Here is a 24,560-nt window from a genome sequence, read left to right on the forward strand (position 1 = left end):
ACGCGCCAAAAGCTGAGATGCAACTTTAGCGTGTTCAAGCGAAAATAAAAGACCGCGGTAGGCGAACGGCACCACGTCGTTCGGCGAAGGGATTGTCAAGCACAAACTGGATAAAGCGGCCGAGTTATTGTTATCAGATCGAGCCATCGAACACGTTTTGAAACTTTGCTGCGGCGCGCGGGATGTCGGCGCGAGACTTTATCATAGGGTGACAAACAACGATGAGGAGCACATGCCTATGACAGACGAGCTGGACCCCCAGACTCAACAGCATATTGATGATCCCGCAGACGTCACCGCAGATACTGACACTGTGACCTGCGATGGTATCGACATCGACGACCCCATCTTGGACGAAAGCGCTACGGCGGAAACCACCGAAACAGAAAACGCCGATGAGCAAAACGACGATGCACCCGCTCAGGACGACGCCCCTGTACAGGACGACGCCCCGCAAGCAGCGGGCCCCATCGAGGTGTCTTCGGAAGAAGAGCTCGATGCCGTCATGGACTCCATGATGGATGCTGTCAAAGCGATGAAAGACGCCGTCGCCGATGCCGACGTTGACGCCGAGGAAGAAGAGGCCGCTGAGGCCGCCTCGACCTTTGTGCCCGGCGAGACTCCGGTTGCCGACCAGGGCAGTACCATGCCCTCGTTTCTGCAGCTCGAGCATCCCACGATTGGCGCCGATGCGGTCGATCCGCACGCAGCAGGCTTTTCTGTGGTCGAGGGCGGTACCGGCAATATCGCCGCGCCGCAGGCTGCCGATGCGGACTCTGCCGACACCGCTCGCCCGACCGCCCCGCACTCCCCCGCCGCGAACCGCGATCTGGGGACCGCTGTCTCGAACACTGCGAACGCCGTGGGCACCTTTATCGCCCAGGGCGCCTCGGCCATGCGCGAGATGAATGCCGCAAAGAAGGCACTCGCGGACGCCCGCGCCCACCTGGCCGAACTTGAGCAGCGCATTGCCGATCAGGCCGAGGAACTCGAGACGCGCCAGGATATCGCAGGCCGCTACGACCAGATCGTCGCCGACCAGCGCCAGGCGATCGCCACAGCGCAAAAGACCGCTGCGGCAGCCGAGATTGACCGTGATGCCCACGCCGCCAAAGCGACAGAGCTCAAGGGTCAGTTCGAACAAATGAAGACAGAGGATGACGCGACTGAGCTCCGCCTGAAGGCCGCGCTCGACGCCGTGGAGGCCCGCGAGGCGAGCTCTCGCGAGACCGGCAACCGCCTCGTTCGACGTCTTGAGGATTCCAAGCGCATCCGCGACAAGGTGAAGGCCGAGCGAGACGCCGGCATTGCCGCCGCACAACAAACCGTCGACGCCACGCGCGCCCAGCTCGAGACGCTGCGTCATGAGTATGCCGAGCTGCAACGCAATCCCTCGGCCAATCCTGCCAACTATACGGTGCGCACCAGCGAGCTCTCGATGCAGATTTCCGACACGGCAGATGCCCTGCGTAAAGCCGAAGAAGATGTCCCGCGCATCACCGCCGACCTTGAGCACTCGCTTGCCGCAGCCGAGCAGGCCGTCGAGCAAGCGCAGGCCCCCATCGCCGAAGCAAAACGCGCGCACCAAGCCGTGACGACCGAGGCCGATGCCGCGCGCGACGAGTTGCAGACGGCAAAGACGGCCGCCGCGACGCGCCAGCGCGAACTGCGCGAGAAGATCGCCGCCGAGGACAAGGCACGCCGCGACCAAGAGCAGAGCATCGCCAACGCCCAAGCAGATGCCGCACATGCGCAGTCGATCATCGAACAGGCGACCGAGGTGCACGACCACCCAGAGATCACTGAGTCGCTTGCAGGATCCTTGGCCCGAGACAAAGCCGAACACGCCGAGACCGAACGAGAAGTCGCCCAGCTCGAGGCCACCGAGGACGCGGTGCGCGAGCGTACCCGCGACTCACGCATCAAATTCACCGGCGCCATCGTCTGCATCATCGCCGCAATCCTGGTGATCATCCTAGTCTGGCTGTTCGCAAGCAAGTAAACCGGCTGCCAAAAAAACGCTCAACGCAGTTGCGGTGAGATAGTTCCTGTTAGGCCTCAAAAAAGGCCAATTCAAGAACTATCTCACCGCAACTTATTAGATTGATGCAAGGTAGTCATTGGGTGTTCCTATAGTTTTGTCAACCGTCGGGGCTACTCCCGGTAGGGCACCCGGTCGCGCATCACGGCGTATATCGCCCTGAGCCGCTTCCTCGCGACGGCCTTGAGCGCCCGCCCGTGCCCCATGCCCCGCGCCCTGCAGGCCCGGTAGTACTCGCCGTAGCGCCCCGAGGACCTCACCAGGCTGTTGCACGAGAAGATCAGCAGGGACTTGAGCCTCGCGTCGCCGCGCCTGGACGCCCTGACCGACCTCACCGACGTGCCGGAGCTCCTCACCCTCGGGGCTATGCCGCAGTACGAGGCCAGGTGGTCGTGGTCCGGGAACCTCCCGATGTCGACCGACACCGCGAGCTGCGCCGCGGTCCTCGGGCCGATGCCGGGCACGGTGAGCAGGCACGCGTAGGTCTCGTCGCCCTCGAGCAGCGCCGCCGTCTCGGCCTCGAGGGCCCCGGCCTCGTCGAGGGCCTCCGATATCCGGGCGGCCAGGAACCTGACCTGCCTGTTCTCGGCCTCGACGAGCGCCGGCGGGGGCGCGGTGGAGGCGGCCGCGACCTCCCCGGCGGCCTCGGCCCGCGGGCCCTCGGCCCCGGAGCGGGCGATCCCCCACGCCCCGCCGAACCCGGCGAGCAGCTCCAGCCACCGCCGGTCCGACAGGTCGACCGCGGCCTCGAGGGCCGGGCAGGACTCGAGCAGCACCGCGCGCAGGCGGTTCTTGTCCCTGGTCGCGCAGGCGACGACGTGGTCGCGCTGCGACGAGAGGGCGCGAGCGGCCTCGAGGGCCTCGCCGCGGCCCGGGACCCCCGACAGGGAGTCCGGCACGCCCAGGGCGGTCCGCGCGATCACCGCGGCGTCGCGCTCGTCGGTCTTGGCCTCGCCGGCGAACAGGCCCGCGGCGCGGCTGGCGGCGAGCCCGGGCAGGTGGGCGACCCCGAGCCCCGCGGCGCGGGCCCGCCTCACGGCGAGGGACCCTATGTTGCGGAACTGGTCGACCACGACGAGCGTGCCGGCGGGCGCGGAGGCGAACAGCGCGTCGAGCTCGGCCTCCCTGTTGCGGACGGGGGCGCTGGCCAGCACCTCCCCGTCGCGGTCGATCAGGCAGGCCCAGTGCGACGACTTGCCGACGTCCAGGCCGAGCACGGCCGCGGGTCTGGTGGATGGCGCTTTCACGGTGGTATCCTTCCGGTAGTCGTTCGACCGGATGGCCTCCCCCTCGGCACTCACATTACCAGCCGCGGCACCTGCCCGGCACTTTCCTATCAGCCGTCGGGGGCGGCGCGTCCCGCGCCGGCAGCACCCAACAGGCCCTCTCGGGGGCAGGGACGTTCGGCCGTGCGCGGGCGCCCGGTCGGCGGCCCGTTCTGGGCGCGCCTCAATCGTAGCCCGAGACGGTCCCGGGCTGACAATTTCGACTGTAATGGACGTTCTTAAACGACTAGTCGAACAAGAACGTCCCCAATGACTACATCGACAACCAAAGAAATGCCGATGTTTTGGCAACGCCAGCGAGCGGGTCGCATTTGAGACAAGGTGACGTGAAACGAAAGGGCGCTGACCTTCTGGTCGCGCCCTTGAAGTTGAACGTCAGATTGTCCAAATGCGGCCCGCGCAGCGTCGAGCAGTTACGCGGTTCGTAGAACCGCGTAACTAACAAATGAGCATCGCGTCGCCAAAGCTGAAGAAGCGATAACGTTCTTCGATAGCGGCGGCGTAGGCATCCATGATCTGGTCGCGGGTGGCAAGCGCGCTCACGAGCATCATGAGCGTGGAGCGCGGCACGTGGAAGTTTGTGATCAGCGCGTCGACCACGTGATAGGTCGATCCGGGCATGAGGTAGAGCTGCGTCGTGGCGTTCTCGCGCACCACGATGTCACCGCGGCCAAGTGTATCGGCCCCGTCCTCGCGGCCCTCAAAATAGCGCGCCGTCACGGCCGGATCGGACACCGGCGCGTCCGTGTCAAACGCGCTCTCGAGCGAGCGCACCGCGGTAGTGCCGACGGCGATCACACGATGACCCTCGGCCTTGGCCTTATGCACGGCGTCGACAACCTCCTGCGACACGTGGTAGCGCTCGGTGTGCATGACGTGCTGCGTAGGGTCGTCCTCCTCCACCAAGCGGAAGGTATCGATGCCCACCTCGAGCTCGACGGCGGCAAACTTGGCACCCTTGGCCTCGATAGCGGCCATGAGCTCAGGAGTAAAATGCAGACCCGCCGTAGGAGCGGCAGCCGAGTGCTCCTCCTTCATGGCGTAGACGGTCTGGTACTTCTCGGGATCGCCCTCGTAATCGGTAATGTAAGGCGGCAGCGGCACGTGGCCGGCAGCATGGATGGCCTCGTCGAGCGCGCGCGGGTCGCCGGCGGCATTGCAACCGGCCGGCTCAAAGCGCACCAGGCGGCCACCGCGGCTATCGGTGACAAAGTCGACGACCTCGGCCGTCAGCACTACGGGAGCCCCCTCGGGCGCATGGGCGCCGCCCGCACGATACTCAATCTGAGCACCGGGCTTCAGGCGCTTGCCCGGCTTGACCAGGCACTCCCAGACGTGACCCAGCGGGTCAACATCCTCGCGGCGCTTGAGCAGCAGCGTCTCGACCACGCCGCCCGAGCCCGTCTTGCGGCCGATCAGGCGAGCCGGCATCACGCGCGTCTGGTTGATGACGAGCACGTCGCCCGGCTCGATATAGTCGATGATGTCACGGAAGATGCGGTGCTCAACGGTGCCGCCGTGCTCCAGCGGCGTTCCCGCCTGGGAGCCTTTGCGATCAACCACCAGCAGGCGGCAGGAGTCGCGCGGCTCGGCAGGCGCCTGGGCGATGAGCTCTTCGGGCAGGTTATAGTCAAAATCATCGGTACGCATAGACACGTCGGATTCTCCTTATATAGCTAAAGTCCGCTCTACATCCTAGCAGGCTGACGTCCCAAGTGAACTACTTTTTGGCGGCTTTGCGCTCGTCGCGGATGCGGGCGCGGTCCATGGCCGCCTCGACAGCCGAGAAGCGGCAACCACAGTAGTTCTGCCGATACATGCCAAGCTCGCGCGAACGGCGTGTCGCCTCGGGGTAATACGGGCGAAAATCGCGAATCACCGGGGTGAGCCCATGTGCCGCCGCCAAGCGCTCAAGCACGTCATTGCAGGTATCGAACAGCTGGTACAGCGAGACGGCGAGCGTCGTGCCCACAAACTCAAACCCGCGCTCCTGGGCCACGCGGCACGCCTCGGCCAAGCGCAGGGCATAGCACGCGCGACAGCGGCGAGGCCGATCGGCACCCAGCGGTGCCACGCCGGTCTCCCAGCGATCGCGGTCCTCCCCTGCCTCGATGAGCTCGATGTCGCCATCGGCACACCACCGGCGCAGCTCGTCCAAGCGGCGCTGCCATTCATCGCGCGGTTGAATATTGGGGTTGGTCCAGCAAATCGTGGGCTCAAACCCCTCCTCGCGCAGCAGGCGAACCGGCTCAAGCGAGCATGGTGCACAGCACGCATGCAGCAACAACGACTTCATCGACATCTCCTCACCCAAAAAAGCGCACGCCAAAGGACGTATCCTCGCAGGCGACAATGCGGCGGTCGCGCAAAATGGTCCGCACGTAATACCAGTCGCCTACACAGCCCGACAAATGCAAGCCGCAAGCCAGATAGCACAGCAGCGGATAGACCGAAAACGCAAACCCCAGGGCAAGCGTTGTCGTCACAACAACCGTCGGCGCCAGACAAACCGCCATGTACCGCCGGCGCGAATACACAACGCCTTCGGCGCAGGCATAGATCATCGCCGTCTCGCGATTCGCCCCAAAGGTCACCTTCGCGCCCGCGGGCGCCAGCAGCTTAAAAAACACACCGTGCACCAGCTCGTGCACGGCAAATGAAGCCGCCGAAACCGCAGTCAAGCCGACCATCCAGCCCAAGACGGCCATCCAGCCGCCCGCGTCAGCCGCATCCAAGTCTGCAGGCCCGCCCAGCAGCATAAACACCGGCACCAGGCACACGGCAAACACCACAAGCACGGCCATCCCCCACACAAAGCAAGCGTGCAGAAAATCCTCGTCTTCAAACGCATGTATGTTGGAAATCTCATTCATAGCATCTTAGGATAGCGCCCCTGCCACGTACCCGTCCGCATGTGCGATAATGTCGAACGATATGCACGAATTGACCACCGCGCCGCCGAGCCCCACGCCCGGCTGCGCTCTCACCATATGCGAAGGAGTCCCATGGCATCCAAATACTCCATGAACGACCGTCCCAGCTGGCCTCGCCGCGCCATCGTTACCGCCGGCGAGCCCTACGGCAACAAGGGCCTTCACTTTGGCCACGTTGGCGGCGTCTTTGTCCCTGCCGACTTCTTCGCCCGCTTCCTGCGCGACCGTCTGGGCCGCGAGAACGTCATCTTCACCTCGGGCACCGACTGCTACGGCTCGCCCATCATGGAGAGCTACCGCAAGCTCAAGGAGAACGAAGGCTACGATAAGTCCATCGGCGAGTATGTCGAGTCCAATCACTCCCGCCAGGCCGCGACCCTCAACAACTACAACATCAGCTGCGATATCTACGGCGGCTCGGGCCTTGAGCCGGCTGCGCAGATTCACAACGAGGTGACCGCCGAGATTATCGAGCGCCTGCACGAGCAGGGCACCATCTCCAAGCGCTCCACGCTGCAGTTCTACGACGCCAAGGCCGGCACGTTCCTCAACGGCCGTCAGGTGATCGGCCGCTGCCCCATCCAGGGCTGCAAGTCCGAGAAGGCCTATGCCGACGAGTGCGACCTGGGCCACCAGTTTGAGCCCGAGGAGCTCATCGCGCCCAAGAGCCAGCTCACCGGCGAGGTGCCCGAGCTGCGCCCGGTCGACAACCTCTACTTCGACCTGCCGGCCTACCTCGACTTTATGAAGACCTATACCGCCAAGCTCGCCCAGAACCCGCAGGTTCGTTCCGTGGTCTCCAAGACCATGGAGGAGTGGCTGCTGCCGGCTCAGCTCTACATCCAGAACAAGTTCCGCGAGGCCTTCGATGCCGTCGAGGATCAGCTTCCCGAGCACACCGTCCTGGAGCCCGAGGGCAACAAGAGCAGCTTTACCGTCACCTTCCCCAGCTGGAAGGAACGTGACGATGCCCACGCGGTGCTCGCCAACGGTGGCGTGCGTTTCCGCAGCGGCAAGGCACTCGTGCCCTTCCGCATCACCGGCAACATCGGCTGGGGCGTTCCGGTGCCCGAGGTCGATGGCGTCTCCGACGTCACCTGCTGGTGCTGGCCCGAGAGCCTGTGGGCGCCCATCAGCTATACGCGTACCGTGCTCGCACGCGATGCCAAGGCCGCCGGCGTAACCGAGGGCGTCGCCGCCCAGGATGCCGCCCTCATGGGCGAGCCCGCTGCCGATTCCACGCAGGTACCCGCTCCCACCTACCAGCACAGCTCGCTCGACTGGCGCGACTGGTGGTGCTCGGACGACGCTCAGATCTACCAGTTCATCGGTCAGGACAACATCTACTTCTACTGCATCGCTCAGACCGCCATGTGGGAGGCCCTGGGTTGGGACCTTACGCAGAGCACCGTCAGCGCCTGCTATCACCTGCTCTACATGGGCAAAAAAGCCAGCTCGTCCTCGCAGACGCCTCCCCCGCCGGCAGACGATCTACTCAACCACTACACCTGCGAGCAGATGCGCGCGCACTGGCTGTCGCTCGGCCTGTCCGAAAAGCCGGTGAGCTTTAGCCCCAAGGCATACGACACGCGTGTGACCGGCAAGGACAAGGACGGCAACGAGGTGCGCGCCTGCGACGACAAGCGCGTCATCGACCCGGCCCTTAAGGAGAGCGCGCTGCTGACCGGCGTGTTCAACCGCCTGGCCCGCAGCTGCTTCTACGGCGTCGCCGTCAAGGAGGGCGACGAGAGCCCCTACCGCAACGGTTGCATTCCGGCCGGCGCAGCCTCTGCCGCCGTAGTCGAGGCTGCCGAGCAGGCCGCCCTCGCCTTTGAACAGGCCATGTACAAGTTCGAGACGCACCGCGCGCTCGCCGTGTGCGACGACTGCCTGCGCGCCGCCAACAAGCGCTGGAGCGATGCCTCCAAGGCCGCCAACAAGCTCGAGGGCGAGCCGGCCAACGCCGCCATGAAGCAGGCCCTGGTCGACGCCTTTACCGAGCTGCGCGTGGCGACCGTCCTGATGCACGGCATCGTCCCGGCCGGCTGCGAGCTCGTCTGCGAGTACTTCGACGTCGACCCAGTCGCCTTCTTTAGCTGGGACAACATCTTTGCCTCCACGGACGAGTTTGTGGAGAGCCTGGGTGAGAAGCCCGGCGAGCACCGCGTGAAGCCGCTGCCCCCGCGCTTCGACTTCTTTAGCAAGCACGAGAGCCAGTACTAAAGCACGCCAGCAGCAGCGTGCCCGGAAAGTAGTCAAATTGGGACGGGAAGGGAAGACGGATGTCCAAGCCGCGTCGTCGTAAGCAGAAAAAGCAGGTTAAGCCCGAGCTCAAGCTTAGGCAGTTTGCCGCTACCGAGCTTTCCGATCAGCTTGCCGCCCAACACTCCGCCGCCGACCTGCCGCGCTTTATGGTCGACACGGTTGCCGGCGCCTATACGCCTGCCGATGCTGAGCGCATGATCGAAGGCTTTGGCGCCGCAGCCACGCGCCCGGTCACGCTGCGCGCCAACACGCTCAAGGCGACCGCCGAGGACATCGCCGCTGCACTCGACGCCGCCGGGATCGCCCACCAAACCGTCGCATGGTATCAGGATGCCTTCATCCTGCCCGAGGCCCAGGTTTCCGATCTGTGGGATCTCGACATCTACCGTGACGGCAAAATCTATCTGCAGAGCTTGTCGTCCATGATGCCGCCTTTGGTGTTGGGCGCTCAGGCCGGCGAGGACATCCTGGACATGTGTGCGGCCCCCGGCGGCAAGACGACGCAGATCGCCGCCCTCACCCAGGGACAGGCGCACCTCACCGCCTGCGAGATGAGCATTCCCCGTGCCGAAAAGCTCGAGGCCAACTTGGGCCGCCAGGGCGCCAAAAACGTGCCCGTCATGCGTATTGACGCACGCGAGCTTGACGAATTCTTCCGCTTTGACCGTATTCTGCTCGACGCCCCCTGTACCGGTACGGGCACCGTCATCAGCGGCAACGAGAAAAGTCTGCGCGGCCTCACTGAGCAGCTGCTCGTCAAGTGTGCCCGCTCGCAGCGCGCGCTTCTGGACCGCGCCATGGGAGCCCTCAAACCGGGCGGCACGCTCGTCTATTCGACGTGTTCGATCTTGCCGCAGGAAAACGAGGATGCCCTGCAAGAGGCCCTCGACAAGCACATGGACTGTGAGCTCATCCCCCTCGACGGCACACCGAGCGAAAGCGAAGCACGCCGCGCCCAGGATGCCGGCGACAAGCCGCATATCGAGTGCAACGCCCTTACCGAGGCCATCGCCGCCGGCCACGTCTCGGCCATTGCCAACGGCATGCCCGGCACGCTGACCATTCCGCCCAGTCGCGACTTTGAGGGCTTCTATATCGCCCTGGTCCGAAAACGCAGCTAGCGCACGGATTCAAAACTCAACAAGCTATCGCCGTGCGTGCCTGTCCTGCTGGTCACGGCACTGCTTAAGCGCCTCGCGCTCCTTGCGCTCGGCCTTTTTGCCCTTGATGGCCGTGACCGCAAAGTAGATGACCGCGGCGGCAACGATCGCGCCCACGCATAGGCCAATCGAACCCAACATTGCCGAAAATTCCATACCGCGTCACCTCTCTTTTGCATACGGGACATTCAAGATAGCACCTCGATTCCCGCCACCACAGCTCCTTCACGTTCGCCGGCCCTTCAGTCTAACGGATGGCGCAGCGGGGAAAAATCAACTCATCAAACGATTTAGCACTCGCAACGCCGGTCGTACACTGCCGACCTCACAACATAGAAACGGACCGCCATGGATTCTCTCAACGATTTGAACGAGCGCGTCGACGCCTTTGTCGGCACCAGCTCCTTCGAAACGCCTGCCGCGACTAACGACCAAGCCCCCATCGATGTTCCCGCCGAGGTTCACGAGGACATCGTCGCCTCGGTCGACTTCTCCGAGGTAGAGCTTGCAGACGAATTTACCGAGCCCCAGGTAGCCGTAACTCCCAACGGCCTTTTGCCCATGGAGCCGCTGCCCATCGATGGGCGCCTGCGCAAGGCGGCCCTCCGCATGCCCGATGAAATCGAGGAGGCCAGCGGTTTTACGCTCTTTGGCCGCCGCATCAAATCGCTCATCTACACCACCGACGTGGCGGTCATCCGCAACTCCAATGCCGATGCCGTGTTTGCCGTCTACCCCTTCACGCCGCAGTCCGCCATTACGCAGGCGCTGCTGACTGTTGCCGAGTGCCCGGTCTTTGTGGGCGTTGGCGGCGGCACCACCACCGGTAAGCGCTCCGTGCAGATGGCGGCCGTCTCCGAGATGCAGGGCGCGGCGGGCTGCGTGGTCAACTCCCCCGCCACTGCCGAGATGGTCGAGCACATCACCAACATCGCCGACATCCCCGTCATCGCCACGGTCGTACGTTGCGACGATGATGCGCATGCCAAAGTGCGCGCCGGAGCCAAGATCCTCAACATCGCGGCCGGCAAGAACACGCGCCAGGTCCTGCGCGAGCTGCGCGAGCACTATCCCAACCTGCCGCTCATCGCACCGGGCGGCAAGACGCCCGAGAGCATCCGCGAAACCATCGCCGCCGGCGCCAACGCCATCATCTGGACGCCGCCTTCGGCCCAGCAGCTACAGACCGACATGATGCAGCGCTATCGCAAGATGAAGGAAGACGCCACACCTGTCATCTCGCGCGACGATGTGCCCATTATCGACCAGGTCGCCGCCGCCGAGGTTAGCCAGGTCGAGAACATGAATCCCGACGTGCCGATCCCCGACGAAGTCATCGAACGCGTCGCTTCGATCCACGATCATATCGAGGAGCGTCGCGCCAACCGCGGACTCAAGCCCTCGCTGCACGGTTTCTTCTTCCGCGGAAAGAAACGCTAGCTGCAAAAGCAAGGCCCGCCCCACAAACAACGGGACGGGCCTTTTTCTGTTATCAAATGTCAGGAGGGACAGGCGCAGCGGTTAAAACCGTCAGCCAGCCCACGAACGTTAGTCCACGCGCTTATCGCCCATAAAGAAGACGGCTACCGTGCCGGGGCCGGTATGCGAGCCAATCAGAGTACCGATGTCATTGATCTCAATCTTGCCTTTAAGCCGCGGAACCTGTTCCTCAATCAGCGCCGCAACTGCCTCGGCATCCTCGCGGCACGCCGAGTGCGACATGATGCACTTACCCGAATAATCCACACCGTCCTGCACGTGTGCCATCATGGTCTTGGCCATCTCGGAAATCGCTCGCTTCTTAGTGCGAATTTTCTCACGTGGCGACAGCTTACCTTCGCAATCGACCGTCATAAGCGGGCAAATCTTAAGCGCCGTGCCGATGATCGCGCTCGCAGCCGAAATGCGACCGCCTCGTAGGTAGCTCGACAGATCGGTCGAGAAGAACCAGTGGTGCAGGTTGAGCTTGTGCTCCTCGATCCAGGCAGCCGTCTCGTCGAGTGAAGCCCCGCTATCGCGCACGTCGGCGGCATATTCCAGCAACAGGCCAAAGCCCGAAGACGCCGCCAGCGAATCGATGACGTGCACCTTGCCGCCCTGGGGATAGCGATCCGCGAGCATCTGCGCCGCGACGCAGGCCGATCCATACGTGCCCGAAATACCCGACGACAACGTCAGGTGCAGCACGTCTTTACCCTCGGCAACAAACGGCTCCCAAAACTCCTCGTACTCGCCCACGCTCACCTGAGACGTCTTGGGCATGGCGCCCGCGGCAATCTGGGCAAAAAACTTGTCCGGCGTAATCGACTGATACAGATCGTCCGTATAGACAACATCGTGGATCTCGTAATGAAAACACACGACAGGGATATTGCGCGACGCAAAGAACTCACGGGTTCGGTCGGCGGCGGATTCACAGGTCAGGACAAAATCACTCATATGAGGCTCCTTACTCATTGCTGCGCAAATTATCGCACAGTGAGCCTACATACGGTACATATGTCCACTATTTACCAAATCGAACCAAAAATAGCGAACATCTTTACCACCATCGTTTCCACCGACCCCACGCATAAATATCTAAGAAAACACCCTCTATCGTCTCCACTCAACCGCCATATCTACCTCAACTAAATCGATTTACCAAACCGTTCAGCCGACAATTCAGCCGCTGGCGCAAAATCGAAACAAAAGCGGCGCATACTGATAAACGTTTGACGCTGTTTATCAGTTTTACCAGCCCCATCGGAAGGTGTTTCATGGTCGCATTCGATCGCAACCCGCAAGACTTCAAGTATCTGCGCCTGCTGTCGAGACAGTTCCCCACCGAACAATCCGCATTTACCGAAATTATCAACCTCTCGGCCATCCTCAACCTACCCAAGGGCACCGAACACTTTATGAGCGATGTACATGGCGAGTACGAAGCCTTTATGCACATCCTCAACAACTGCTCGGGCGTCGTGCGCGAGCATGTCGACGAGATCTTTGGCGACACGCTCTCCTTTGACGAGAAGGGCGAGCTGTGCACGCTCATCTACTATCCGCGCGAGAAGATCGACCTGGTCCGCAGCCAGCGCGAGGACTCGCCAACCTGGTACAAGACGATGCTTGACCAGCTCATCATGGTCGCTCGCTCGCTTTCAAGCCGCTACACGCGCTCCAAGGTGCGCAAGGCCATCCCACGCGACTATGCCTACATCATCGACGAGTTGTTGCACACGCACCCGGACGAGAACAACTATCGCGTGCGCTATCACGAGCGCATCGTGGAGTCCATCCTGGAGACCGCCAGCGCCGACGACTTTATCGAGTCGCTCGCTTCGCTCATCAAGCGCCTGGCCGTCGACCACCTGCACCTGGTGGGCGATATCTTCGACCGCGGCGGCGGCGCGGCCAAGATTATGGACCGCCTGCTCACCTACCATTCGCTGGACATCCAGTGGGGCAACCACGACCTGCTGTGGATGGGCGCTGCAGCCGGTGAGCCCGCCTGCATCGCCACGGTGTTGCGCAACAACCTACGCTACGACAATTACGAGATCCTCGAGAACGACTACGGCATCTCGCTGCGTGAGCTTGTCGCCTTTGCCGATGCCACCTACACCGCCGGTGAGTCCATCACCCCGTTGATCAAGGCCATCAACGTGCTGCTCTTTAAGCTCGAGGGCCAGATTATCCAGCGCCACCCCGAGTTCGATATGACCGACCGCCTGTTACTCGACAAGATCAATCACGACACCGGCACGGTCACGCTCGCCGACGGCAGCGTGTGGCCGCTCACGACCAACGACTTCCCCACCGTCGACCCGGCGGACCCCTATACGCTCACGTCTCAGGAGCAGCACATCATCGACAAGCTCGTGTCCGAGTTTGTCACCGCCGATCACCTGCATCGCCATATCGATTTCCTCTATTCCCACGGCTCGATGTACAAGGTCACCAACGGCAACCTGCTCTTCCACGGCTGCGTTCCGCTCAACGAAGACGGCACCTTTAGCAGCATGAACTGCTTGGGCACCTGGCACGCTGGCCGCGATTATCTCGATTTTTGCGACCACATCGCGCGCCGCGCCTGGCGCGTGGGCGACCGCGACGCCCTCGACTGGATGTGGTACCTGTGGATTGGCTTTAACTCACCCGCCAGCGGACGCCTGGTGCGTACCTTTGAGCGCGCCTATATCGCCGATACGAGCACCTGGGTCGAGCCGATGGACCCGTACTTTACGCTTACCAAGTCGCCCTCGGTCTGCGACGACATCATGCGCGAGTTTGGCGTCGCGCCCATGGCATGTTCACCGACCGGTCACATCATCAACGGCCATACGCCCGTCAAGACGACCAAAGGCGAGCAGCCCATCCGCGCTGAGGGCAAGCTGCTGGTCATCGATGGCGGCTTCTGCCGCGCTTACCATCCCAAGACGGGTATCGCCGGCTATACGCTCATCTCGAGCTCGCGCGGCTGCCGCCTCAAGTCGCACCGGGCCTTTACGACGGTTGCCGAGGCACTCACGCGCAACATGGACATCGAAAGCGAGACCAACCGTTTTGACCAAGCAGACCGTCGCCGCATGGTGAGCGACACCGATTCCGGAGCCAAGATCCGCAGCCAGATCCAGGACCTGCGCCAGTTGCTCGATGCATATAGAAACGGTGCTATCGAGGAGCGCGCCTAGCACCACCCGCGGGGATTGGCTAAACTTGCTGAGTTTGTCATCCCCGCGGCGCTTCGGCGCCAGCTTAAGGCAGGTACCATGCAAAAGCTCCTTGCGCAGATCATGAAATTTGGCGTCGTCGGTGTCATTGCCACGGTTATCGACTTTGGCATTATGAATCTGCTCCACTACGGTCTGGGCCTCAACATCCTAATCGCCAACACCAGCGGCTTTATCGTCTCGCTCATCTTTAACTACCTCGCAAGCATGAAGTACGTGTTTGCGCACAAGGAAGGCATGAGCCGCCGCCGCGAGTTCATCATCTTTGTCGTGCTGTCCGTGATCGGTTTGGTGCTCAACGACGGCATCGTGCTGGCGCTCAACACCGGCCTGGGATTCGAGGCCAATATCGCCAAGATTTGCGCCACCGCGCTTGTCATGGTCTACAACTTTGTGACCCGCAAGATCTTCCTGGAGGGCGACGAGACCAAGTAACTCGCAACCTTACAGCCTTACGATGCCCACGGACAATGCACGCTCAGCACAGTATCGCCCGTGGGCATCGTTCGTTTACGGGCAAATTTTCAACGTTTGCGGATTAGCTCTTGAATATTTGGCAAGTTCGTATAGTTCTTGGTAAAGACCTTACGTTTCCCTTGCAAAAGCTCTAAAGTATCCTCTGCTCGATTCATCAACGCATTGGATGTGATTACGTGCGCAAGGCGCTGGCACAACCTCATACCAAGCAGTTCCTCAAGTTCGCTGTCGTGGGTCTTATCTCCTTTGGCATCGACTGGGGTATGCTCATTGCGCTCGTCGAGCTGTTCCACCTCGACTTTTTGATGAGCACCACGGTTTCGTTTATCACGTCCGTCGTGGTCAACTACTGGCTCAGCATGAAGTACGTGTTCGACCATCGCGAGGGCATGAGCCGCAAGCGCGAGTTCACGATCTTCACCATCCTGTCGGTGATCGGCCTGGGCCTCAACGACCTGTACATGTTTGTGGGCGTCACGTTTTTGAGCATCGGCTACCAGGCCATGAAGGCCATCGCCACGTTCTTGGTCACCTGGTACAACTACTTTAGCCGCCGCTTCTTCCTCGAGGGCGCACGGTCGTAGTCGATTCACTATTTGCTTGAATGTATAACCGGTTGGAATTCCCGTTCCAACCGGTTTTTTTATTTGCCGAGAGACCCAGCGACCCAGTCCTCTGTGCATGAAAAACGGGCGGCTCGGATGTTTGTCCGAACCGCCCGTCTGGCGCGCTATGTCGAGGCCTCTAGCCTGTTACGTAATACCAGACCACGTTGTCGCCGTTTGAGAGAACGTAGTTACTGCACGCCGTCATGGGCGTTGCGCCGTTGACGGAGTACATCCAGCCGCTCGTGCCGCCGTACTGTTTCTCGGCCAAACCACCAATCGCGGAGACATACGTGCCGTACGACGAGCCATGCGCGTTGACAGAAAGACCCAGCGCACACAGGGCATCGTAGACGGTAGCGCCTTCATTAAAGGTAAAGGTGCCACCAGAGGACACAGGATTGCCCACAGCACTTGATGTGACCGAAACCGTCACCGTAACGTAGCTGGACTCCTGTGAGCCGCTCTGGCCGCCCGAGGAGGCGTTTCCACCATTAGAGGATGAGGCTCCATCAGACGACTGGCCACCGCCCGAAGAAGCACCGCCAGACACATTGGGCGTATCGCCGTCTCCCGTATTTTGGGCAGCGAATTTATCTCCAGACTTCTTGCCGTCTTGACCATCGGACTTCTTGCTATCCGAGCTTTTATCCGATTCCTTGTCCGAAGACTCGGAATCGTCCTTGCCGTCGTTCGAACCCTTGGACCCGTCTTTTGCATCATTCGATGACTTGGAGTCCTCGGAACTGGCCTCGCCCGAAGTCGTAGTCGAGCCAGACCCCTTGGTGTCCTTGGCGACGACGCTCTCCCCCGTCACGTTCTGAATGATCCAGTCGATGGACCAGGCGCCGCTTGTGGAAGGATGGACGAAGCCCAGCGAGACGACGATCAGAATGGTGCATGCGGCAGTCAGAACGCCAAGGAGCGCCTTGTGACGAGAGGCGAACGCCGCCGAAGCGGCGCCCTGTTGCTTTGAATCGTCGAACTGAATGAACGAGGAATCTGGTTGCTTGGGGTCAGCGTCCTTGGATTTATTGGACACAGCCCTCACCTACCGACGTTTGGTGAACACGAACACGCCGACGATGGCGAGACCGATGACGCCGGCGGCAACGCCGACGATGGCGAGCGGATTGGTGCCAGTCTCCTGCTCGGAAGCACTAGAGGACTTCTTAGTGGCGGTGATGAAAGCAGCGCCCGTATCGGACTTGGAATCGGACTTCTTGTCGGACTTGCTGTCCTTCTTGTCAGACTTCTTGTCAGACTTCTTCTCGTCCTTCTTATCGGACTTATCGGAGTCCTTCTTGTCGGACTTGTTGTCCTTGGTCTCAGTCTTGGTCGACACCGTCGTCTTGGTCACCGGCTTATGACCCGGGGCGACAGCGCCGCCCTTCGAGCCGGAGCCAGAACCCGCGCCAGTGCCGGAACCAGTACCGGTACTAGAACCGCCGCCGCCATTCGAACCAGCGCCGCCATTACCGCCAGGGTTGGTGGCATTCTTGGTCCACTTGGCATACAGCGTCAGATCGACCGTCACCGGCGTGCTAAAGTCATACGCCTGAGTGCAGGCCTCATCGGTGAACCAACCGCCGAAAGAGTAGCCATCGCGCGTCGGATCGGCCGGCTTGACCAGCTTGCCATCGGCCGTAGCAACAAACTTAGTGTCGCAAGCAGACCCGCCGTTGGAATTAAAGGCAACCGTCCAAGACTCGACAGCTCCAAGTTTAAACAGCGTGCCCGAATCATTAATGTAGTAGAGATTGCCAGAAGCATCGGCAATGACCGGAGAGTCACAGTACTGGTAATGGCCAGCCGCATCATAAATCTGCGTCGCCTCTGCATCGCCGAGCGTATAGCGATACACGCCACCGCCAGCAGAGTAGTTGACGTAATCCTTGCTATCCGCGCTGTTAACGGTGAAGTACACATAGGTCTTGCCGCCCTGAACACTCACCAGCGGAGTGGCAGCAATACCGTTGAGGCCAGCCGGCAGCGCCTTGCCGTCGGCAGCAGCGACCATCGTGGTCTTACCCGTCTTCAGATTATAGAGAGCCAGAGCAGAGCCAGTAGCCGTCTGTCCGCCGACAATCAAGTTTTCGCCAGCCACCGCCGGTGCGCTCATGTTATTAGTAAGACCCAGATCGACCGTCTTCTGCTCGCTCAGTACGCCCCTCGCCGAAAGCGAAATCACATGGAGCTTTCCATCGTGCGTCATCTGATAGAAGGTCGAACCGTTGGACGGATCGGCGACACAGTCGGCGTTCGCGAGAGCGCCGAGCTTCATGGTCGAAACGACATCGCCCGTCGTCTTATCAATGCACTTAAGCGTACCCGCGCTCGTAGGAACGATGGCATACTTATCCGTCAAAGCCGCACCAGTCCAGTAATAGCCCTCGGTAGGGTCGATGTTCTGCCAAGAAACTTCGCCCGTGGCAATCTTAATGCGCGCAAAGGAGCCGTTGCCGTAGGTCGCGTTGTAATTCTCGTCATACGAAATATCGACCGAGCCTACATAGACGTACTCGCCGTCCGAAACGACGGTGCAGGAGCTCTGCGTCAAGTCCGTCAAACCAGGCGTCAGCCACTTGCAGATCAGCTTGTCTGCAGTAATCGCCTGGACCGCACCGCCGTTGAGCGGAACGATGATAAGGCCATTGGTATAGATCGGACGAGAGGTATAGCTCACCTTGGAGGCAAGCGGCGCAGAGGCAACCTTTTTGCCCGTGGACGAATCGATCTTAATGAGCTCGTTCTCGGTCGCGATGTACACAAAGCCGTTAGCGATGACAGGCTCGCTGCAGTTGGCATACTGCTGGCCAGACTCGGCCTTCCAATCGAAGGCCCACTTAAGACCGGCGGCCTGCGCAGGCGTCTTGGCATCCGTTACGGTCGAACCGTTGCCACTGTTGCCGTAGCCGGCCCACTCGGCATCCCAATCAGGAGTCGTCGCGCTCGGATCCACGACAATCTTGTCGGGAGCGGGCATGGGCGAATTATCGGTGGTATAGGCAAGCGTGACCTTATCGCCGCTCTTGAGCGTAATCTGATTGGCGCAGAGTAAGGAGGGCTCTCCGTTGATATACAGATGCCAATATTTATTGGTCGCAGCATCCCAACCATACGGCTTGTGATCGAACGGCGAAGTAATGGAATTCAGGAACCAGTACTCACCACTCTGGGAGCCGTTGTACGCAACGCCCTTGGCCTTCAGGACCGTCTCAATAAGGTTCTGGGCAGTAGAGCCTTCGGGCAGAGAAACGTTGCTTGCCGAGCCCCAGCGAGCATTGTTGCCGTTGACATCGGGGCCGATAACATCGACAGACCCAAGAACCTGGCCAGGAAGGGCATCGGCGTCAGCACCATACATAAAGGTGACGGCATCGCCCTCATGGAGCTCATAGGCACCGGCGCCAACGTCGGCGAACTTGCCATTTACGTAGAAGCGCCAATAGCTATTGGTCGCAGCATCCCAGCCATAGGACTTACCATCGAACGGCGAAGTAATGCCGTTGAGGAACCAGCCCCAAGACGATTCGCTAGCATCGAGCTTAAGGCCGGTCTGCTCAAGGAGATTCTTAGCAGTGGAGCCTGCCTTGAGACTCGTCTGGCCCGTCGAAGCCCAAACCTGCTGCTTGCCGTCCTTGTCCTTACCGAGAACCTGAACAGAAGCATGGACAGAATCGGACGGCAACTGGTCGCCCCAGCCACCGTAGAACCACGTAACGGTATCGCCGGCATGGATGGTGACATTGTCCGCCGTATAGTCACTCGACTTGCCGTTAATGAACAGCTGCCAATAGGTCGAATAATCTTGGGGCGTACTCAGCTCAACACCGTTGTACTTAAGGCTCAGAATGAAGGAGCCCGCAGCAACGGCGTCAATATCATTCGCCTCGAGCGCGACCTTCGTAAGGTCAAGCGCGCTCGAACCGGACGTCACCACATACCGCGCGTTGTCGACCCAGGTCTGAGTCTCGCCCTGAGCATCGCGACCAATGACGGTCACATTTGCGGCAACCTGGTCCTTAACGACAGGGGACGCGCTACCAGCCGTATAGGCAAACTCAATCTTCTGCCCCTGGGTGAGCTTAACGCTGCTCGCGCCAACCGAGGAAGACGCGCCGTCGACGAACAGCTGCCAGTAGGCATGAGTCGCCAAATCGAAGGCAAGCGTGCGGTCACCTGCCGGGGATGTGATGCTTTTGAGGTAGAAACCGTATGCCGTGTTCGGTTCGTAATCTGCTTTAAAGCCCGTCTTCTGCTGCAGCTTGACGAAGGCATCCGCAGCCGTCGCGCCCTCGTCGAGCTTGAGCTGCGTAGGTGCCACCCAGGTCTGAGCCTTGCCGTCGGCATCGGTGCCGATAATCGAGAACGAGACCTCGACTTGCTTCTTGGCGACATCGCAGGTTTCTGTCGGGTTCTCTGTCTTGACGGCAGCCGCGGCGGCAGATCCTGCTTGGCCAGCGGATGCCGTCGAAGACTGCTCGCTCGTGGCAGGGCTCTCCCCCGTCGCCGAGCCTTCGTCGCCAGTTGCCGCCTCAGTTGTGGCGGCACTAGTTGCAGACGCGCTCCCAGAATCCGAAACCTCGGCGCCGCTCTGCTCAGCGGCACCGCCCGCAAGCGCTGCGTCCTCGCCCGGCGTCGCAGCCTGAGCCACGGCCTCGGTAATGCCCTCGGCACCCTCGGCCCACAGCTGAGCCGGCGTGGTGCTGAAGGCCATCGCGAAGGCCAGGAATGCCACTAGGCCGCGCTTGGCTATACCGCGTGCAATCGCGCCACGGCGATGCATCGAGGCGCGCTCGCGCTCGTCCTCAAACATATCCATTTGTCCCCCATTGTCTGTACTTGGAGCGTTGCCTTGAGGCTGCCCCACGTCATCGCGCATACTGCGCTCGAGTTCCCCCATCGGGGTCCCCCTTCCCTCCAGAGCCCTATGCACACCGGCGGCAAACGCCGCAGCCGCATGCAAGATGGGAGGCGATCCGACTTAACCTTAACGGCTCAGGCACGTCGTCCGATCTGCGACGCGAGCATCCCGAGCCAAGAGGAATTACGGTTACTGGTACAGCCGGGGACTTGCACCCCGATTCTCCCAAACGCGCAGGAAAACCGCGCATTCGTGCGTCTCCGCACCACCATCTAGGCCATCGATTATTACTGTCAAAATGGTATCACGCAAAAGGGCCTCGCACGCAGGCGAAGCCCAAGGTAAAAGCTATTGTTTGCGATAGGAAAACGCGGTGACGGTCGCAGTCTCTAGTGCTTGCCGCCGTGGCTGTTGAGCCAGATATTGCGGCCCAGCATAAGCGCCAGCACCAGCGCGCTCACGTAGCCCATAAAGCCAATGACTGGGATACCGAACACAACCGGCTCGATGCGTGCGTAGTACACCACCGACGAACCGATAAACAGGCCGGCGATAACGATAGCCATCGACATGCGGTCGATAATTCCGCCCAGCTGTCGCAGCGCCTTATCGCTGCTCATGATCTGCGTGTTCACCTTAAGCTGGCCGCGCGTGAGCATACGCGAAGCCAAGCCCAAATACTCGGCCGCCTCGAGCGAGCCTTTTGCCGCGCGATAGCTGCTCGCGGCAAGATCGCGTCCCATATCACGCACGCGCGCATAGGTGCTTTTTTCGTTTTTGATGTGCGTCTGGATGATCTGGATCATGTTGACGTTGGGCATATACTCGGTCAGCAAACCCTCGAGCGTCACCATGCCGCGCGCGAACATCGTTACCACGCTCGGCAGCTCAACATCGTTTTTGCGCGCCAGGTTTAGCAGCGAGGTCAAAAACTCGCCGATATCCAGATCCTTCAGGTCAAGGCCCGCAAAGTCAGCCACGATATAGTCAAGATCGGACAAAAAGGCTGAATGATCGAGCTCAGCCGAGTCGCCACGCGTCACGGCGAAGCGCATGAGCGAATCCTTGAGCTTGGGCGCGTCTCTCTTGGCCACGGCGAAAATCATATCCTTGACGATGCCGCGGTCGTGACTCGACATGCGCCCGACCATACCCAAGTCGATAAAGTAAACGATACCGTCCTTGAGAATGATGTTTCCCGCATGCGGGTCGGCATGGAAAAAGCCGTCATCGAGCACCTGCGTCGAGTAGTCCTCGACAATCGCGGCACCGATCTTTTCCAAGTCATAGCCCTCGGCCACCAAGCGTTCAGGATCGGCAATCGAAATGCCGTCGACGTAATCCATAACCACCACGTGCTCGGTGCACAGGTCCAGATAGGATTTAGGGCACGTCACGCCATGAACGCTCTTATGGAACTCGTAGAAGTCGTTGAGGTTTTTGGCCTCGGCCAAAAAGTTGGTCTCCTCGCGAAACGAGGTCCACAACTCCTCGACTACGCCGTGCAGGTCAACGAATTGATCGGTGTTGACGAACTTGGAAACGATACGCACCACCGAGCGGATGATATCGATGTCCTGTGCCATAACCTGCTGCGCACCGGGGCGCTGCACCTTGACGGCCACGTCCTCGCCCGTCACCAGACGAGCGCGGTGCACCTGCGCGAGCGATGCGCTACCGAGCGGGTTGGGGTCGATCGCATCGAACATCTCCCCCAGGCGCAGGCCGTATTCTTCTTCCAGACAGCTGAGTACGACCTCGTACGGCACCGGCTCCACGTCGGAGCGCAGACGACGCAGCTCGTCGCAAAAGCGCTGCGGCAGAATCTCGGACCGGTTGGCCAGAATCTGCCCCATCTTGACGAACATGGGGCCGAGTTCCTCGAGCAGGCGGCGCAAACGAACCGGCGTGAGGTTATCCCACACGCGGTACTTTTTGACCAGGCGAACAATCTGCCCGATGCGTTCGCGACGACCCGCCGGCGTGAGCTGGTATTCCTCGTCCGGCGCCATCGCGTCGGGCTCCTCGGGGACCATATCGACAGCGCGCGGCTTCTTGCGAGCGCCCGAGACGGCGGCATCGACCTCATCGACAACCGCCGCCTCGTCACCCAAGGGATCTAGATTGTTGTAATCGGTGGTGGAATCTGCCATCTGCGCTGCTACTCGGCCTCTTCGGTATCCTTCGCATCGTCGGGCTCAACGGACTCGACGGGCACCGAGGTCACGTTGTCCTCGACCGAATCGACGATGTCGCGCACATGGGCCAAGAAGGCCGTGCGCTCGGGGGCGGTCATGACGCGGACACGGGCAAGGATAAGCTCGTCGAGCACGCGCTGGGCCGCGGTCTCGCCCTGCGTACCCAAGCGCTCGGTCAGATCGGAGATGGTACCGCCGGCCTGCTCGAACATATCGGACACACTGCGGGCGATATCGGGGGTGGCGGTGTCCTTGCGGACCTGCTCGCCTTTGGTGTTAAGGTCGTCGAGGACCTTCTTGCCGCCTTCGACAGCAACGGCGGCAGCGCCAAAGCCCACGTTAATGGCGCCGTTAACAAGCTGATCGAGTTTCATAACCATGGTTGTCTCCAATCACAAACAACTGCATTGGCGTTCTTGTACCCAAGATTGAGTGAAAGCGACAAAGCGTTTTAGCGCTATTCGATCGACGGGAAATCCCTACCTCACGTTGTCGTTCATCGCGAAAGAGTTCTTCATGGCGCAGCTCGTGGTGTAGAGCACCTTGCCCAGTAGAGCATCGGTCTCTACGCGAACACGCTCGGCAAAGGCCTCATTGGCGCGTGCAAGCTCGGCAGGCACCTCGGCCTCGGGCAGAGCAGCTACGGCAGCATCGACGTCATGGATCTGCTTGTGGCCCATGCCACCGACCTTCTCCTGATAGTCCTCCACAGCGCGGCCGCACTCATGGAAACGGACGTCGGCCAGGGCGCCGATCAGGCGGTTGGCCCAGTAGAAGTTTTCGGACGTCACGCGAGCCTGCGTGTCGGCATAGTACTCGGGCATGGTCTCGACGTTGGCGTACAGCGGAACCAGCGCGTTAAACGAGTTGGAACCAAAGGCCATCCACTGCACGGCGCGATACGCCGGCTGCGCATAGGGGCGCAGCTGCAACACGGCGAGCTGGCTATTGCGGTTGATGCCGATGGGGCGATAGGCGCCGCGCGAGGCGGGCGTGCCCTTGCTGCCGTAGCAGTCGTACTCCGTGCCCTGGTAGTGGCTCGAGAGCACGTACTTAATGTCCTCGATGGTCACCTTGCGCTCGGGCACACGGCTCCAGGGGATGTCGTCGCTCTCGGGCGTGTAGTCGGCGTCGGGACCATCCCACACGTCGCTGGGGTTGAGGCAACGCTGCATGTACCAGGCGCGCGGCGTATTGTAGACATGGTCGCTGTCGCTGTGCGAGCCAAAGGCCTCGCGCGGGTTAAAGACCGCAGCCGGGCCGTCGCCCTCGACGCCCAGCGTCAGGTCCAGATGCCACTCGGCCATCCAGGCGCGCAGGTCGGCGGAGCACATGTGGTCGGCCTGGGCGCCCTCGGCGTCATCCAGGTCAAAGCTGTCGATACCCAGCTGGTTGGGCATGGTCACATAGGCATCGTCAGGCACGCGCTTGGCGATCCAGTGGTGACCGCCGATGGTCTCGAGCCACCAGATCTCGTCCACGTCGCTAAAGGCGATGCCGCTGTTCTCGTAAGTGCCGTAGCGCTCGAGCAGGTCGCCCAGGATGCGCACGCCGTCGCGGGCGGACTTGGCATACGGCAGGACCAGGGTCACCATGTCCTCCTCGCCCAAGCCCCCGGGCTGTGCCGGAACGTATCCGTCCTCGCCCTCGTTGCCCTTGGCGGGTACGTAGTCGACGAGCGGATCGGCGCCGCGAACGCGCTCATTGGTGGTGAGCGTCTCGGTTGCGGACATACCCACATTGAGCTCGTTGAAGCCGGCCTCGGCCCAGATGCCGTGGCCCGGGACAACATCGGGGACGCTCGTGTAGCGCATGGGGTTATCGGGCAGTTCAACGGTCAGGTGACTCAGGACGCTCGTGTAGACGCGCGGCTGCTCGTCGGGATGCACCACGCGCATACGCTTGGGCTCAAATACCCCGTTGGACGAGTCCTCGTTGCGGGCGACCAGGGTCGACCCGTCGTAGCTTGCGTTCTTACCGACCAGAATCGTTGTGCACGGCATGCGCATCCTC

Annotated in this window: 18 protein-coding genes; 7 read left to right on the forward strand and 11 right to left on the reverse strand. The window is 61.2% G+C overall.

Annotated features, from left to right (window positions below; all coding sequences use genetic code 11):
* The first annotated feature begins 238 nt into the window (after nucleotides 1-238).
* Nucleotides 239-2,002, forward strand: coding sequence for a hypothetical protein (locus AAAX34_RS04530; protein WP_349110160.1), 1,764 nt, complete (start codon nucleotides 239-241; stop codon nucleotides 2,000-2,002).
* Nucleotides 2,003-2,154: 152 nt separating this feature from the next.
* On the opposite strand, the gene AAAX34_RS04535 is transcribed toward AAAX34_RS04530, so the two are convergent.
* The 4 genes from AAAX34_RS04535 to AAAX34_RS04550 form a co-directional block, all read right to left on the reverse strand.
* On the reverse strand, nucleotides 2,155-3,288 hold the full coding sequence (locus tag AAAX34_RS04535) for an IS110 family transposase (RefSeq protein WP_349110162.1): 1,134 nt from the start codon (nucleotides 3,286-3,288) through the stop codon (nucleotides 2,155-2,157).
* A 477-nt stretch (nucleotides 3,289-3,765) separates the two neighbouring features.
* Nucleotides 3,766-4,977, reverse strand: coding sequence for a tRNA preQ1(34) S-adenosylmethionine ribosyltransferase-isomerase QueA (gene queA, locus AAAX34_RS04540; RefSeq protein WP_349110234.1), 1,212 nt, complete (start codon nucleotides 4,975-4,977; stop codon nucleotides 3,766-3,768).
* Between the two features lie 70 nt (nucleotides 4,978-5,047).
* A complete protein-coding gene (locus AAAX34_RS04545; protein ID WP_349110164.1) occupies nucleotides 5,048-5,623 on the reverse strand; it encodes an epoxyqueuosine reductase QueH in 576 nt (191 codons plus the stop codon).
* Between the two features lie 10 nt (nucleotides 5,624-5,633).
* On the reverse strand, nucleotides 5,634-6,200 hold the full coding sequence (locus AAAX34_RS04550; RefSeq protein ID WP_349110166.1) for a DUF3267 domain-containing protein: 567 nt from the start codon (nucleotides 6,198-6,200) through the stop codon (nucleotides 5,634-5,636).
* A 132-nt stretch (nucleotides 6,201-6,332) separates the two neighbouring features.
* Here AAAX34_RS04550 and AAAX34_RS04555 point away from each other — a divergent pair, with 132 nt between their 5' ends.
* Nucleotides 6,333-8,483, forward strand: coding sequence for a class I tRNA ligase family protein (locus AAAX34_RS04555; RefSeq protein ID WP_349110168.1), 2,151 nt, complete (start codon nucleotides 6,333-6,335; stop codon nucleotides 8,481-8,483).
* Between the two features lie 59 nt (nucleotides 8,484-8,542).
* Nucleotides 8,543-9,646, forward strand: coding sequence for an RsmB/NOP family class I SAM-dependent RNA methyltransferase (locus tag AAAX34_RS04560; RefSeq protein ID WP_349110170.1), 1,104 nt, complete (start codon nucleotides 8,543-8,545; stop codon nucleotides 9,644-9,646).
* A 24-nt stretch (nucleotides 9,647-9,670) separates the two neighbouring features.
* Here the strand turns inward: AAAX34_RS04560 and AAAX34_RS04565 are convergent, their stop codons facing one another.
* The gene (locus AAAX34_RS04565; protein WP_349110172.1) at nucleotides 9,671-9,841 is read right to left on the reverse strand and encodes a hypothetical protein; all 171 of its coding nucleotides are present in this window, start codon (nucleotides 9,839-9,841) and stop codon (nucleotides 9,671-9,673) included.
* 192 nt (nucleotides 9,842-10,033) lie between these two features.
* Between AAAX34_RS04565 and AAAX34_RS04570 the strand changes: the two genes are divergently transcribed.
* Nucleotides 10,034-11,125 (forward strand): hypothetical protein, encoded by a 1,092-nt coding sequence (locus AAAX34_RS04570; protein WP_349110174.1) that lies wholly within the window; start codon nucleotides 10,034-10,036, stop codon nucleotides 11,123-11,125.
* A 108-nt stretch (nucleotides 11,126-11,233) separates the two neighbouring features.
* On the opposite strand, the gene AAAX34_RS04575 is transcribed toward AAAX34_RS04570, so the two are convergent.
* Nucleotides 11,234-12,124 (reverse strand): DegV family protein, encoded by an 891-nt coding sequence (locus tag AAAX34_RS04575; RefSeq protein WP_349110176.1) that lies wholly within the window; start codon nucleotides 12,122-12,124, stop codon nucleotides 11,234-11,236.
* Nucleotides 12,125-12,444: 320 nt separating this feature from the next.
* On the opposite strand from AAAX34_RS04575, the gene AAAX34_RS04580 reads away from it, so the two are divergent.
* The 3 genes from AAAX34_RS04580 (at nucleotide 12,445) to AAAX34_RS04590 (ending at nucleotide 15,461) form a co-directional block, all read left to right on the forward strand.
* Nucleotides 12,445-14,361, forward strand: coding sequence for a fructose-1,6-bisphosphatase (locus tag AAAX34_RS04580; protein ID WP_349110178.1), 1,917 nt, complete (start codon nucleotides 12,445-12,447; stop codon nucleotides 14,359-14,361).
* Nucleotides 14,362-14,376: 15 nt separating this feature from the next.
* The gene (locus tag AAAX34_RS04585; RefSeq protein WP_349110180.1) at nucleotides 14,377-14,835 is read left to right on the forward strand and encodes a GtrA family protein; all 459 of its coding nucleotides are present in this window, start codon (nucleotides 14,377-14,379) and stop codon (nucleotides 14,833-14,835) included.
* A gap of 218 nt (nucleotides 14,836-15,053) precedes the next feature.
* Nucleotides 15,054-15,461, forward strand: coding sequence for a GtrA family protein (locus tag AAAX34_RS04590; protein ID WP_022095123.1), 408 nt, complete (start codon nucleotides 15,054-15,056; stop codon nucleotides 15,459-15,461).
* Between the two features lie 160 nt (nucleotides 15,462-15,621).
* On the opposite strand, the gene AAAX34_RS04595 is transcribed toward AAAX34_RS04590, so the two are convergent.
* From AAAX34_RS04595 to AAAX34_RS04615, 5 genes are all read right to left on the reverse strand, one after another.
* Nucleotides 15,622-16,524, reverse strand: coding sequence for a DUF4430 domain-containing protein (locus AAAX34_RS04595; RefSeq protein ID WP_349110182.1), 903 nt, complete (start codon nucleotides 16,522-16,524; stop codon nucleotides 15,622-15,624).
* A gap of 9 nt (nucleotides 16,525-16,533) precedes the next feature.
* Nucleotides 16,534-20,307 carry a DUF4430 domain-containing protein gene (locus AAAX34_RS04600; protein WP_349110184.1) on the reverse strand — a complete coding sequence of 1,258 codons (3,774 nt, stop codon included), beginning with the start codon at nucleotides 20,305-20,307 and terminating at the stop codon, nucleotides 16,534-16,536.
* Between the two features lie 431 nt (nucleotides 20,308-20,738).
* A complete protein-coding gene (locus tag AAAX34_RS04605) occupies nucleotides 20,739-22,502 on the reverse strand; it encodes an AarF/UbiB family protein (protein WP_349110186.1) in 1,764 nt (587 codons plus the stop codon).
* Nucleotides 22,503-22,510: 8 nt separating this feature from the next.
* On the reverse strand, nucleotides 22,511-22,921 hold the full coding sequence (locus AAAX34_RS04610; protein WP_349110188.1) for a hypothetical protein: 411 nt from the start codon (nucleotides 22,919-22,921) through the stop codon (nucleotides 22,511-22,513).
* A gap of 105 nt (nucleotides 22,922-23,026) precedes the next feature.
* Nucleotides 23,027-24,550 (reverse strand): C69 family dipeptidase, encoded by a 1,524-nt coding sequence (locus tag AAAX34_RS04615; protein ID WP_349110190.1) that lies wholly within the window; start codon nucleotides 24,548-24,550, stop codon nucleotides 23,027-23,029.
* Between the last annotated feature and the right edge of the window lie 10 nt (nucleotides 24,551-24,560).

The sequence above is a fragment of the Collinsella sp. CLA-ER-H4 genome (genome assembly GCF_040092395.1).
Lineage (GTDB): Bacteria > Actinomycetota > Coriobacteriia > Coriobacteriales > Coriobacteriaceae > Collinsella.

Excerpts from the sequence above, each read along its gene's own strand:
- AAAX34_RS04580 (WP_349110178.1), top strand. The coding sequence starts at position 12,445 with ATGGTCGCATTCGATCGCAACCCGCAAGACTTCAAGTATCTGCGCCTG.
- AAAX34_RS04555 (WP_349110168.1), top strand. The coding sequence starts at position 6,333 with ATGGCATCCAAATACTCCATGAACGACCGTCCCAGCTGGCCTCGCCGC.
- AAAX34_RS04575 (WP_349110176.1), bottom strand. The coding sequence starts at position 12,124 with ATGAGTGATTTTGTCCTGACCTGTGAATCCGCCGCCGACCGAACCCGT.
- AAAX34_RS04545 (WP_349110164.1), bottom strand. The coding sequence starts at position 5,623 with ATGAAGTCGTTGTTGCTGCATGCGTGCTGTGCACCATGCTCGCTTGAG.
- AAAX34_RS04550 (WP_349110166.1), bottom strand. The coding sequence starts at position 6,200 with ATGAATGAGATTTCCAACATACATGCGTTTGAAGACGAGGATTTTCTG.
- AAAX34_RS04615 (WP_349110190.1), bottom strand. The coding sequence starts at position 24,550 with ATGCCGTGCACAACGATTCTGGTCGGTAAGAACGCAAGCTACGACGGG.
- AAAX34_RS04530 (WP_349110160.1), top strand. The coding sequence starts at position 239 with ATGACAGACGAGCTGGACCCCCAGACTCAACAGCATATTGATGATCCC.
- queA (WP_349110234.1), bottom strand. The coding sequence starts at position 4,977 with ATGCGTACCGATGATTTTGACTATAACCTGCCCGAAGAGCTCATCGCC.
- AAAX34_RS04560 (WP_349110170.1), top strand. The coding sequence starts at position 8,543 with ATGTCCAAGCCGCGTCGTCGTAAGCAGAAAAAGCAGGTTAAGCCCGAG.
- AAAX34_RS04565 (WP_349110172.1), bottom strand. The coding sequence starts at position 9,841 with ATGGAATTTTCGGCAATGTTGGGTTCGATTGGCCTATGCGTGGGCGCG.
- AAAX34_RS04610 (WP_349110188.1), bottom strand. The coding sequence starts at position 22,921 with ATGAAACTCGATCAGCTTGTTAACGGCGCCATTAACGTGGGCTTTGGC.
- AAAX34_RS04600 (WP_349110184.1), bottom strand. The coding sequence starts at position 20,307 with ATGGATATGTTTGAGGACGAGCGCGAGCGCGCCTCGATGCATCGCCGT.
- AAAX34_RS04605 (WP_349110186.1), bottom strand. The coding sequence starts at position 22,502 with ATGGCAGATTCCACCACCGATTACAACAATCTAGATCCCTTGGGTGAC.
- AAAX34_RS04570 (WP_349110174.1), top strand. The coding sequence starts at position 10,034 with ATGGATTCTCTCAACGATTTGAACGAGCGCGTCGACGCCTTTGTCGGC.